The 11,300-nt window shown below is 74.0% G+C and carries 12 protein-coding genes; 3 read left to right on the plus strand and 9 right to left on the minus strand.

Annotated features, from left to right (window positions below):
* Positions 1-22 precede the first annotated feature (22 nt).
* Genes PATMI_RS0122755 through PATMI_RS0122770 form a run of 4 tightly spaced genes read right to left on the minus strand, consistent with a single transcriptional unit; the run spans position 23 to position 3,001 of the window.
* Complete coding sequence (locus tag PATMI_RS0122755) at positions 23-457, minus strand: hypothetical protein (protein ID WP_026912570.1); 435 nt, start codon at positions 455-457, stop codon at positions 23-25.
* 2 nt (positions 458-459) lie between these two features.
* Entirely contained in the window at positions 460-1,437 is a 978-nt protein-coding gene (gene era / locus PATMI_RS0122760) for a GTPase Era (protein WP_051472180.1), read from the minus strand.
* On the minus strand, positions 1,434-2,024 hold the full coding sequence (gene ybeY / locus PATMI_RS32615; RefSeq protein ID WP_245604257.1) for an rRNA maturation RNase YbeY: 591 nt from the start codon (positions 2,022-2,024) through the stop codon (positions 1,434-1,436). The genes era and ybeY overlap by 4 nt, the downstream gene beginning before the upstream one ends.
* On the minus strand, positions 2,021-3,001 hold the full coding sequence (locus tag PATMI_RS0122770; RefSeq protein ID WP_026912572.1) for a PhoH family protein: 981 nt from the start codon (positions 2,999-3,001) through the stop codon (positions 2,021-2,023). Before PATMI_RS0122770 ends, ybeY begins: the two co-directional genes overlap by 4 nt.
* A 318-nt stretch (positions 3,002-3,319) precedes the next feature.
* Between PATMI_RS0122770 and PATMI_RS0122775 the strand changes: the two genes are divergently transcribed.
* Positions 3,320-4,210 (plus strand): SMP-30/gluconolactonase/LRE family protein, encoded by an 891-nt coding sequence (locus PATMI_RS0122775; RefSeq protein ID WP_026912573.1) that lies wholly within the window; start codon positions 3,320-3,322, stop codon positions 4,208-4,210.
* A 485-nt stretch (positions 4,211-4,695) separates the two neighbouring features.
* Here PATMI_RS0122775 and PATMI_RS0122780 read toward each other — a convergent pair whose 3' ends face one another.
* From PATMI_RS0122780 to hrcA, 3 genes are all read right to left on the minus strand, one after another.
* On the minus strand, positions 4,696-5,697 hold the full coding sequence (locus PATMI_RS0122780) for a 50S ribosomal protein L11 methyltransferase (protein ID WP_026912574.1): 1,002 nt from the start codon (positions 5,695-5,697) through the stop codon (positions 4,696-4,698).
* 172 nt (positions 5,698-5,869) lie between these two features.
* Complete coding sequence (gene dnaJ, locus PATMI_RS0122785) at positions 5,870-7,021, minus strand: molecular chaperone DnaJ (protein ID WP_026912575.1); 1,152 nt, start codon at positions 7,019-7,021, stop codon at positions 5,870-5,872.
* Positions 7,018-8,043 (minus strand): heat-inducible transcriptional repressor HrcA, encoded by a 1,026-nt coding sequence (gene hrcA / locus PATMI_RS0122790; protein ID WP_026912576.1) that lies wholly within the window; start codon positions 8,041-8,043, stop codon positions 7,018-7,020. The genes dnaJ and hrcA overlap by 4 nt, the downstream gene beginning before the upstream one ends.
* A gap of 89 nt (positions 8,044-8,132) precedes the next feature.
* Here hrcA and PATMI_RS0122795 point away from each other — a divergent pair, with 89 nt between their 5' ends.
* Complete coding sequence (locus PATMI_RS0122795) at positions 8,133-8,840, plus strand: hypothetical protein (RefSeq protein WP_026912577.1); 708 nt, start codon at positions 8,133-8,135, stop codon at positions 8,838-8,840.
* A 143-nt stretch (positions 8,841-8,983) separates the two neighbouring features.
* A complete protein-coding gene (locus tag PATMI_RS0122800) occupies positions 8,984-10,288 on the plus strand; it encodes a YihY/virulence factor BrkB family protein (protein WP_084270184.1) in 1,305 nt (434 codons plus the stop codon).
* Positions 10,289-10,312: 24 nt separating this feature from the next.
* On the opposite strand, the gene PATMI_RS0122805 is transcribed toward PATMI_RS0122800, so the two are convergent.
* Both PATMI_RS0122805 and PATMI_RS0122810 read right to left on the minus strand, forming a co-directional pair.
* Positions 10,313-10,759 (minus strand): MaoC family dehydratase, encoded by a 447-nt coding sequence (locus PATMI_RS0122805; protein WP_026912579.1) that lies wholly within the window; start codon positions 10,757-10,759, stop codon positions 10,313-10,315.
* Positions 10,756-11,208 (minus strand): MaoC family dehydratase N-terminal domain-containing protein, encoded by a 453-nt coding sequence (locus PATMI_RS0122810; protein ID WP_026912580.1) that lies wholly within the window; start codon positions 11,206-11,208, stop codon positions 10,756-10,758. Before PATMI_RS0122810 ends, PATMI_RS0122805 begins: the two co-directional genes overlap by 4 nt.
* Positions 11,209-11,300 lie beyond the last annotated feature (92 nt).

Here is an 11,300-nt window from a genome sequence, read left to right on the forward strand (position 1 = left end):
GGCGCACGGGCTGCCCTGCGGGTCACCCGCCGAACGGCCCGTGCCCGCTGCAGACCCCGATCCAGCCGAGGAACGAGAGGCCGCCGATCACGGTCGCCGAGGCCGTGAGCACCATCTCCGCGGCTATCCAGCGGACGCGCTGCTCCGTGCGGACCCAGACGGCCGCCAGGCCCAGGAGGACGAGCAGCCCGAGCGGGACGGCGCCGAGGGCGGAGGTCACCGAGACGTAGGAGAACGTCGCCGTGCCGGGGCCGGTGCAGCGCTCCGCGGCCGGCGTGGCGACGAGCTCGATCAGGACGCCCGCGATGCCCAGCAGCGCGAGGACGAGCTCCAGGGCCAGGAACGCGTGCAGGACGGGACCGCGCCGGACCGCGCCGTCCTCCGGTGCGGACGGACCCGGCAGGTCCATGTGGGCCGGAGGGCCGGTCGGGTCCTTCGGTGCGGGCGGACCCGCCACGGTCAGTCGATCTCGAGCCGGTCCAGCAGCGTGTCGTCGGAGCGCCAGTTGCGGCGGACCTTGACCTGGAGGTCCAGGTGCACGCGGGTGCCGAGCTCGCGCTCGAGCTCCTTGCGGGCGGCGGTGCCGATCGTGCGGACCATCTTGCCGCCGGCGCCGATCAGGATGCCCTTCTGGGACGGCGACTCGACCCAGGCGTTGGCGACGATCACGTGGAGGTCGTCGCCGGGGCGCTCGATCTCCTCGATCTGGACCTCGACGGCGTGCGGGACCTCCTGGAAGGTCCGGCGCAGGATCTGCTCGCGGACGAGCTCGGCCAGCAGGACGTGCTGCGGCTGGTCGGAGCTCTCGTCGACCGGGAAGTAGAACGGCCCCTTCGGCAGCAGGCCGACGAGGTGCTCCAGCAGCGGCTGCACGCCGATCCCGGACTTCGCGGAGATCGGGAAGACGTCCTCGCCGATCTCGAGCTCGGCGGCGGCGACGAGGACGGCCATCGTCTCGCCGCGGCTCAGGCGGTCGACCTTGTTGACCGCGATGACGGTCGGGCCGCGCGTCTCGCGGAGCTGGGAGGCGATGTAGCGGTCGCCCGGGCCGACGCCCTCCTCGCCGTTCAGGACGAGCAGCGTGACGTCGGCCTCGCGCAGCTCGGAGTCCACCCGCCGCTGCATGCGGCCCGTGAGCGAGTCCTTCGGGCGCTGCACGCCGGGAAGGTCGACGAGGACGATCTGGGCGTCCTCGCGCGTCAGGACCCCGCGGATCGCGCGGCGGGTCGTCTGCGGCTTGTCGGACGTGATCGCGACCTTCGCGCCGACCAGGGCGTTGGTGAGCGTCGACTTGCCGGCGTTCGGGCGGCCGGCGAACGCGACGAAGCCGGAGCGCTTGGCGTCCGGGTCGAGATCCGGGTCGGTCAGGGGCTTCTCGTCCGGGTCGAAGACCGGGACGGGCAGCTCGACGCCGTCGTCGGGGCCGTACGTGCTCAAGCCTCGGTCCCAGCGGTCGGGCCGGCGGGCGGGGAGGGGGGCGGGTCGTGGTTCTCGTACCAGGACAGGATCTGTCCCTGCACGGCGAGCATCTCGCCGGAATCGGTCTCGTGATCGAAGCCCACGAGGTGGAGGATGCCGTGTACCACGGCCTCCCGCATGCTGACCGTGTGCTCGGGGCAGACGACGACGTCCCCGATCTCGCGCGGACCGGCCACCGGACCGGCTCCGTCGACAGGGAACGAGAGCACGTCCGTCGGCTTGTCCCTGCCCCGGTGCTCGAGGTTCAGGGCGTGGATCGCCTCGGGCTCGAGGATGGTGATCGCGACGTGGCCGTCGGTCACGCCGGCGGACGCCGCGGCGGTCTCGACGAGCTCGCGGAGGTCCTGGCCGGACGGCATGCCGTCGGGGAGCCGGTCCTCGTCGAAGTCCTCGTGGTCGACCTCGAGCTCGATCTCGAGGGCGGATCCTTCGACATCCGGGCCGAGGTCGTCGGCCGCACCGACGTCGGACGTCGAGGGCCAGCCTCCCGACCCCGAGGCACCCGGGACGGGCGTCCCGAAGGCCTCGGGGTCGGGACCGCTCACGCGGGGCGACGCTCCTTGCGGCGACCGTCTGCCGGCCGGAGCTCGGGAGCGAGGCTCTCGGCGTGGGTCTCGTACGCGGCGACGATCTTCTGGACCAGGTCGTTCCGGACGACGTCACGACGCTCGAAGCGCACGAACTCGACCTTCTCGACGTCCTCCAGCACGTCCGCCACCGCGACCAGGCCCGACCGCTGCTCACGCGGGAGGTCGACCTGCGTGATGTCGCCCGTGATGACCATCTTCGACCGGTAGCCCAGGCGCGTCAGGAACATCTTCATCTGCTCGGGCGTGGTGTTCTGGGCCTCGTCCAGGATGATGAAGGCGTCGTTCAGCGTGCGGCCGCGCATGAAGGCGAGCGGCGCGACCTCGATCACGCCGTTCTCCATGTACGCGGTCACCCGCTCGGGGTCCAGCATGTCGTGCAGGGCGTCGAAGAGCGGCCGCAGGTACGGGTCGATCTTCTGCATGAGGTCGCCGGGGAGGAACCCCAGCTGCTCGCCCGCCTCGACGGCCGGGCGGGTCAGGATGATCCGTTTGATCTCGTGGCGCGCCAGGGCGTCCGCGGCGGCGGCGACCGCCAGGAACGTCTTGCCGGTGCCGGCGGGACCGATGCCGAACGTGACCGTGTTCTCGCGGATCGCGTCGACGTAGCGCTTCTGCAGCGCCGTCTTCGGGGCCACGCGGACGTCGCGCGACGGGTTCTGCCAGACGACGTCCGTGAGGACCTCGGCCGGCTTCTGGGACGCGCCCAGCGCGGACTCGACGGCCGGGATGGTCCCGGCGTCCAGCGTGTGCCCGCGCGAGGACAGCGTGATGAGTTCCCGGACCACGGTGGCGGCCTGCTGGACCGCCTCCGCCTCACCGTCGAGCGTCAGCAGATTTCCGCGCAGGAAGACGTCGCAGTCGACGTGCTCCCCCAGTGCGCGGAGGCCGGCTTCACCGGCATCGCTGAGCTGAACGGCGACCTCATACGGCACTTCGAGCCGTCGCCTCAGAACGTTCTCCCTGGGTTCGTGGTTCCGCGGCGCGCACCACCGGAATCGACGAGGGTGCGCGGCCCATCGGGGCCTGCCGCGGTTGCGTTCATGCAAGGCAGATCATACGCCCCTCCCCCGGACGGATCGAACGGCTCTCACACGGCGTTCACGTGATGGGGCGGGTTCGAGCCCGGGGCGGGCGGAGCGCGGACCGGGCGGTCGGCGCCCGGCGGACCGGCCGGGGCGGACCACCGGTGCATGGACACGGGCGCTCCGGCGCGAGAGGGTGCTCGCGAAGGCATCCCCCGAAGGAGCGACATGAGCAGCGAGCACGTCCTGAGCACCCTCGTCGACGACGGGCACTACTTCGAGTGTCCGCGGTGGCACGACGGGCGGTGGTGGGTCTCGGACTTCTACTCGCACGCCGTCCTCGCGATCGACCCCGACGGCACGACCGAGAGGGTGCTGCGGGTCGACGCCCAGCCGTCCGGCCTCGGGTGGCTGCCCGACGGCGACCTGCTGGTCGTCTCGATGAAGGACCGGAAGCTCCTCCGCCGCGGTGCCGACGGGGCCGTGGCGATCCACGCCGACCTCGACGGGCTCGCGAGCGGCCACCCCAACGACATGCTGGTCCGCGACGGCCACGCCTACGTCGGGAACTTCGGCTTCGACCTGATGGGCGGTGCCGACCCGACGACCGCGGACCTCGTGCACGTCGCCCCGGACGGCACCGCGAGCGTCGCCGCCTCGGACCTGTGGTTCCCGAACGGCATGGTGCTCGCCGACGACACGACGCTCGTGGTCGCCGAGACCTTCGCCGCGCGCCTCACAGCCTTCACCATCGCGCCCGACGGGACGCTGCACGACCGGCGCGTGTGGGCCCAGGTGCAGCCCGCCCCGGAGCCGGCGGACCTCGCGACGATGCTCGCGTCGTTCGCGTTCGCCCCCGACGGGTGCGCCGTCGACGCCGAGGGCCACGTCTGGGCGGCCAACGCGCTCGGCGGCGTCCTGAACCGCATCGCCCCGGGCGGCCGGATCGTCGACGAGGTCGCGATGCCCGAGGGCCTCGGCGTGTTCGCCTGCGGCCTCGGGGGCGACGACGGCCGGACGCTGCTGGCCTGCGCGGCCCCCGACTTCCACGAGGCGGCGCGCGTCGCGGTCCGGGAGGCCGTGCTCCTGACGACGACCGTGGACGTACCGGCGGGGTGAGGCCGGGGCCGCGGGGACGGCCGGCCGGCGGGACGAGGGCGGGGCTGAAATGACTGGCGTCGGGAACGGGTGGGCGGGCCGGCGGAACACGGCCGAGATCCGGTCGACCCGGAGCTGCGGCACCGAGCACGGGTCCGATCGCCCTGCATGATCCGACAACGAGATCGCGACCGCGATCGACTGTCGGGGCGTGCATCCCTGAGCTGCACGACCCGACACTCGATCGGTGGCCCGCACTCGTTGTCGGGTCGTGCAGCTCGCTCAGCGACACGGGGTCCTCGAGGGTCGCGGAGCCGGCGCGGACCGACCTGCGCGGAGGCGGGAAACCCGACAGCGAAGCGCGACGGTCCGTCGACCGTCGCGTCTCCCGCTCCTCCGGCGGGACTCCCGACAGTGAGATGCGGCGAGTCGTCGACTGTCGTCTTCCCCGCCGTCCGTACCGCCCGCCCGGCGTCCGCCGGGGCGCGCCGGCCCGCCGGGCTCCGTCAGCCGCGCCGCAGCAGCAGCGCGGCCCAGTCGCCCTGGGTCCGGCGTTCGGCCTCGACCAGGCCGGTCCGGGCGAAGGCGGCGGCGACGCCGTCGAGCTCGTGGACCAGGAGGCCTGACGCGATCAGGTGGTGCGGGGGCTCGCCCTGGAAGCCGTCGGCTGCGACGCGGAGGAGGAGCGGGCGGAGGAGGTTCGCGAGGACCAGCGGTGCGGAGTCGGTCCCGACGGCTCCGTCGGCGGGCGCGGCGTGGTCGGCGCCCGCTCCCGGACCGGCGGCGTGGCCGCCCGGCCCGTGGGCCCCGGGCATCGCCGTCGCGCCGTCGCGGAGCAGATCGAAGCGGTCGGCCGTCATCGGCTCGCCGTTGACGCGGGCGTTCTCCAGCGTGGCCTCGACGGAGGCGACCTCGTGGTCGACGCCGTGGACCGGGCCCCAGCCCAGACGGGAGGCCGCGATGCCGAGGACTCCCGACCCGCAGCCGAGGTCGAGGACCGGGCCCAGCGGCTCGCCGGACGCGACGCGGGCGTCCGTCAGCTCGACGAGGAACTCCAGGCACAGCCGGGTCGTGGCGTGCGCGCCCGTGCCGAACGCCTGGCCGGGGTCGACGATCAGGTCGGAGGCCGCGGCCGCCGCCCCACCCGACGCCCCGCGTCCTCCGGGACCGGTCGGCGTGGAGTCGGCGCCCGCTCCCCCACCCTCGTACGCCGGCGACCACGGCGGGCGGACGTAGAGGCGGTCCTTGATCAGGATCGGCTCGTGGAAGGCGCGCCAGCGGTCGGCCCAGTCGTCGGCGACCTCGGTGGAGACGACCTCGACCAGGGCGTCGCCGACCACGGCACGGACCGCGGGGAGCGCCGGGAGCTCGCCCTCGGCGCCGTAGACCGCGTACTCGATCGTGTCGCCGAGGTCGGTCTCCTCGACGCCGCCCGGCGCGAGGTCCATGAGCTCGGCGAGGACGACCTCGGCGTCGGCCGGGCGGACCCGGAAGGCCAGGCGGATCACGCGGTCGGACTGGTCGGGCGGACGGTGGACGACCGCGTCGGGCCGGCCGGTCGATCCCGCGCGACGGGTGCTCCCGCACGAACCCGCATCACGACGGCTCCCACGAGGACCGCGGGACCCGCGTCGTGGACGCCCCGGGCAGCACGCGGGCCCGCCGACGCCACTCCGGCGCTCACGACTTGCGCCACAGGCGGCGCAGGCGGCCGACGACGGACTCGTCGGCGTCGTCCAGCTGGCTGTCGTCGAGGGAGTCGGCGAGCTCGCGCAGGAGCTCGCGCTGCCGGTCGTTCAGGCGGCGCGGGATCGAGATGTCGACCACGACGTGGAGGTCGCCGCGACGACCGCCGCCGATGCGGGGCATGCCGCGACCGCGCAGGGTGATCGTCTTGCCGGGCTGGGTGCCGGCGGGGATCTCGACCTCGAGCGGCTCGTCCAGGGCCTCGACGGTGATCGTCTCGCCCAGCGCCGCGCGCGGGGCGGGGACCGGCACGACGGTGATGAGGTCGTCGCCCTCGCGCACGAAGCGCTTGTCGGGCATGACCGTGACGACGACGTAGAGGTCGCCGTCAGGGGCCCCGGGCTCGCCCTGGTGGCCGCGGCCGCTCAGGCGGATCCGCTGCCCGTCGGCGATGCCGGCCGGGACGTCGACCTCGAGGGTGCGCGTCGTCGGCTTGAGGCCCTCGCCCCGGCAGTCGGTGCACGGGTCCTCGGGGACCCGGCCGCGGCCGCTGCAGGCGTCGCAGGCCACGCGGCGGACCATCTCGCCGAACGGGGTGCGGTTGACGCGGTCGACGACGCCGTGGCCGCCGCACTGACCGCAGGTCTTCGTGCCCGAGCCGGGCTTCGCGCCGCTGCCGGTGCACGTGTCGCAGCGCGCCACGACCTCGTACTCGACGCTCACGCGGTCGCCGGTCAGCGACTGCTTCAGCGTCATCTCGGTCTCGACGGCGAGGTCGCCGCCGGGCCGCGGGCCGCCCGGGCCCGCGCCGCCGCCCCCGCCGAACGCCTGCCCGAAGACGGCGCCGAAGAGGTCCTGCATCGACCCGAAGCCCTCGAAGCCCTGGCCGCCACCGCCGCCCATGCCGCGCTGCCGGAGGCCGTCGTGGCCGTAGCGGTCGAACGTGGCGCGGCGCTCGGCGTCGGAGAGGATCTCGTACGCCTCGGCGCACTCGCGGAAGCGCTCCTGCGCGTCCGGGTCGTCCGGGTTGACGTCGGGATGCAGCGTCCGTGCCTTCTTGCGGAAGGCCTTCTTGATCTCGGCCTCGTCCGCATCACGGGAGACACCGAGCACCTCGTAGGGATCACGCGGCACGGTCTGACTCATGCTTGTTCGTACAGCTCCTCGACGTAACGCGACAGCTGGAAGGCGACGTCCCGCACTGCGCGGATGGCCTGCGGGTAGTCCATCCGGACGGGGCCGATCACCGACACGCTGCCCAACTTCCGCTGCGGGGGTCCGTATCCCGCGGCGACGACCGTCAATGATCGCAGAGCCGGGATCGGGTTCTCCGCGCCGATGCGCACGACGACGTCCGGGCCCCCCAGCGCGTGCCGCAGGATGCCGAGCAGCGTGGCCCGCCGCTCGAGCTCGTCGACCAGCGCGTCGAGGTGCGCGACCTCGGACGAGCGGGAGCTCTGCATCAGCCGCGCGGCGCCGGAGACGTAGACCCCGCCGCCCGGTCCGGCGTCGGACGCACCGAGCCCCTCGAAGGCGGGACGCAGGGCCTGCAGGAACCGGAGCTCCGTCGGCCCCAGGCCGGGATCGTCGAGCCGGGCGCCGAGCATCCGCGCACCGAGGCCGATGCCGGCGAGCCGCTCGTTGAGGTACTCCTTCGCCCACGCGGCCAGGCCCGGGTCGACGGCTCCCGGGAACGTCACGACGCGCTTGGCGACGTCGCCCGCGGAGGTGATCACGACGACCATCACCGCGTTCGGCTGGAGCAGCAGCACCTCGACGTGGCGGATCGTCGCGGTCGAGACCGGCGGCGCGGTGACGACGGCGAGCAGGTCGGTGACGGCGGACAGGGTCTCGCTCGTCACGCGCATCGCCTCGTCGACCTCGCGCTGGACGAGCTCGAGCTCCACCGACGGCCCGCCGACGGTCGCGGGCAGCAGGTGGTCGACGAAGTAGCGGTGCCCCTGGTCGGTCGGGACGCGGCCCGCCGAGGTGTGCGGGTGGTCCAGCAGCCCGAGCTCCTCGAGCTGCGACAGCTCCGCCCGGATCGTCGAGGGCCCGAAGGTGACGTCCTCGTCCGACGACAGGATCTTGCTGCCGACCGGGAGTCCGGTCTCGCGGAAGCGCGCCACGACCTTGCCGAGGACGAGCTCCTGACGGGGCGTCAGCATCTCCCTCCCCAGGGTACCGGGCGACCCGGAGGCGGCCGCGCCGGGGTCCTGGGCGAATCCTCAGGGAGGGCTGCCATCGTCCCCGGCCGATGGTCGTCCTCGCCGTGATCGCCGTGGAGCTCCTGTGCGTCTACGTGCTGGGTCGCCGGCTGCTCGACGGGCTCGTCGGCGACGCGATCCGTGCGGGCCGGCCGCGCCGGTGGGCGACCTGGGCGCTGCTCGCGCCGGGCGTCACGCTCCACGAGGCGTCGCACGCGGCGGTGGCGACGGCGCTGCTCGGGAAGGTCACGCGCTTCGTGCCGTTCTCCCCCACGCCGATGCGGGACGGCGGCGTGCTGCTCGGGGAGGTCCGCTGGCACCCGTCGCGGATCCCGGTGCTCGGCGGCGCGGTCGGCCGGGCGGCCGTCGGCCTGGCGCCGCTCGTCCTCGTGCCCGCCCTCGTCTACGCGGCCGGGTGCGCGCTGGTCCCCGGAGTCGCGCTGGGCGACGCCCCGCACGAGCTGCCGCGGGCCCTCGCCGAGCGCCCCGTCGACGTCGGTGCCGTGCTCTGGGCGTTCGTGGCGCTGAGCGCCGCGATCGGCCTGCTGCCGTCGAAGGTCGACCACCAGGACCTCCCCCGCGCGCTGGTCGTGCTCGCGCTCGCCGCCGGGCTCTGGCTGCTGTGGCGCGGCGGGATCGACAGCGCCGACGGGCAGCGGCTGCTCACCGACACCGCGGCGCCGGCGACGTTCCTCGCCGAGCTGCTGGCCGTCCCGGCCGTCGTGGCACTCGTCGGCGGGGTGCTGCAGCGGCGGTGAGGACGGCGCCGGGGCGACCGCCGACGTGATGCGCGAGGTCCCGCGGGTGCGCCGGCGACCCGCTGCCGAGGCGCGCCGGCGACCCCGCGCACCCCCACCGCGGCCCCCGCCCGTCCGCGAGCCGTCAAGCTCCCGCCGGTCGGATGCGCCGAACCTGGGCAATCATCAAACGCACCGTCGTCTCGTTCTACGACGACCAGATGACGCAGCACGCCGCTGCGATCACCTATTACAGCCTCATGTCGCTGTTCCCGGCGATCCTGCTCGCGCTGTCGATCCTCGGCGTCGTCGGCGAGTACCCCCGGACCTACGACGCGATCGTCCGGTACCTGGACGACGTGGCGCCGCCGTCGGTGGTGCGCCCGATCGACGAGTCCCTGCGCGACGCGTTCCGGAACAAGAGCACCGCGACGACCGGGCTCGTCCTGTCGATCTTCCTGGCGCTGTTCGGCACCACGGGGGTGCTCGAGTCGATCCGCCGCGCGCTGAACGTCGTCTTCTGCGTCGAGGGCGGTCGCAGCTTCGTCCGGCGCAAGGCGGTCGACGTGGTGTCGACGTTCGCGCTGATCACGCTCGTGCTGTCGACGGTGGTGTTCGTCGTCGTCGGACGCGGCCTGGCGGAGGACATCCTCGACCTCGTGGGCGCGGACGAGAGCGCGGCGGAGATCTGGAGCCTGCTGCGCTGGCCCGCGGCCGTCGCCAGCGCGCTCCTGGGCTTCTCGTTCGTCTACTACGTGACACCCGACCTCAAGCACCGGGCGTTCCACCTGGTCACGCCCGGCGCGGTGCTCGGGGTCGTCGCGTGGCTGCTGGTCTCCTACGGCCTCTCGGAGTACATCTCGAACGTCGTGAACATCGGCGCGCTGTACGGGGCGTTCACGGGGGCGATCGTCGTCGTCCTCTGGCTCTGGTTCTCGAGCTGCTCGCTGCTCCTGGGCGCCGAGTTGAACGCCGCGATCTCGGCGCAGCGGACGATGGAGGACCGGACCGCGGAGACCCTCGCCGACCGCGCCGCGAGCCCCGTCCTCGAGGTCGAGCGCAGCGCGCGCCGCACCCGGCTGCGCGAGCGGCGCCGGGCCCGTCGCTCGGGCGGTGCCGCGGTGACCGCGATCCAGGAGGGCGTCGAGGAGTTCGCCCGCTCGGAGCACGGGGACGAGGTCGCCCGCGACGACGAGCCGACCGACGTGCGGTCGAGCGACGGTCCCGACGCTTCGACGCTGGTCACCGCGGCCGACGCGGGCGAGCCGACCGTGGTCCGCCCGGCCGACGCGGACGACGACGAGCCGGTCGATGCCCGCCCTGCAGACACCGGGCCGGTGGACGCCGGACCGGTCGACGAGGCACCGACCGAGGTCCTCCCGGTGACGCCGCGCCCCCCGCGCCCGGTCGGCCCCCGCGCGGCGGACCGCCTGGGGCCCCCGGTCGACGGCGACGACGACCGGGCCTGAGCGAGCTGCGCCCGGGCGGGCCGCTCAGCGGCCGTCGGGCACCCGGACCGTCGCGCGACCGTTGCGCACGACGCGGGCGCGCCCCTGGCGGGCGGTCAGCGAGACCGTCGCCAGGCCGTCCTCGACGGTCTTGACGTCACCGGTGACCACGACGTCCTCCTCCGGCACCGCCATGCCGCGGAACGCGACCTCGAGCCGTCGCAACGAGCCGGGGGCCTCGTCGCCGCCGACCGCCTCGGTGGCGGCGCGGGCGACCTGGGCCATCGTCCACAGGCCGTGCAGGATCCGGCCGGGGAGCCCGACCTGCTGGGCGAACTCCTCGTCGACGTGGATCGGGTTGAAGTCGCCGGACGCGCCCGCGTAGCGGACGGTCAGGTACTTGTCGGGCAGCACCGTGAGGGTCGGCACCGCGGCGCCGTCCTCCCAGACGACGTCCGCGGCGCTCTCGGGGGCCGTCTTCTCGTCGCTCACTCGCCCGCTCCTCGCACGATGTTGGTCCAGACCCCGGTGGAGACGACCTCGCCCGCGGCGTCGGTCGTCGTCGCGCCGAACACGTAGTACGTGAGGTCCGCGGTCTCGACGTGGCGGACCTCGTCGAGGGTCATCACGGTGGAGACCTCCTCGCCGGCGACCAGCACGCGCTCCCACGAGAACTCCTGGGCACCGTGCACGAGGCGCGCCATGTCGATGCCGACCTCGGGGTCGAACATCGCGGTCCCGATCGCCTCCGCCGAGTAGACGACGACGAACATCGGCGGTGCGACGACGTCGTCGTGCCCGGCGGCGCGCGCGGCGGCGACGTCGTGGTGCAGCGGGTTGGTCTCGCCGACGGCGCGGGCGTACTCGCGGATCTTCTCGCGGCCCAGCACGTAGTCGACGGGCGGGTACTGCTTCCCCACTGGGGCGGTGGTCTCGGTCACGTCGGGATCGTCTCCGGGGTCGGTCGCCGCCGGGACGCCCGCCAGGGCGCGATCGGCGGACTCCGGCCGATCGTACCCACGACGCCGGGCCG

Source organism: Patulibacter minatonensis DSM 18081 (assembly GCF_000519325.1).
GTDB classification, from domain to species: domain Bacteria; phylum Actinomycetota; class Thermoleophilia; order Solirubrobacterales; family Solirubrobacteraceae; genus Patulibacter; species Patulibacter minatonensis.

Bases quoted from the DNA above. Each gene is read 5' to 3' on its own strand.
- PATMI_RS0122775 (WP_026912573.1), top strand. From the start codon at position 3,320: ATGAGCAGCGAGCACGTCCTGAGCACCCTCGTCGACGACGGGCACTAC.
- dnaJ (WP_026912575.1), bottom strand. From the start codon at position 7,021: ATGAGTCAGACCGTGCCGCGTGATCCCTACGAGGTGCTCGGTGTCTCC.
- hrcA (WP_026912576.1), bottom strand. From the start codon at position 8,043: ATGCTGACGCCCCGTCAGGAGCTCGTCCTCGGCAAGGTCGTGGCGCGC.
- PATMI_RS0122795 (WP_026912577.1), top strand. From the start codon at position 8,133: ATGGTCGTCCTCGCCGTGATCGCCGTGGAGCTCCTGTGCGTCTACGTG.
- PATMI_RS0122800 (WP_084270184.1), top strand. From the start codon at position 8,984: ATGCGCCGAACCTGGGCAATCATCAAACGCACCGTCGTCTCGTTCTAC.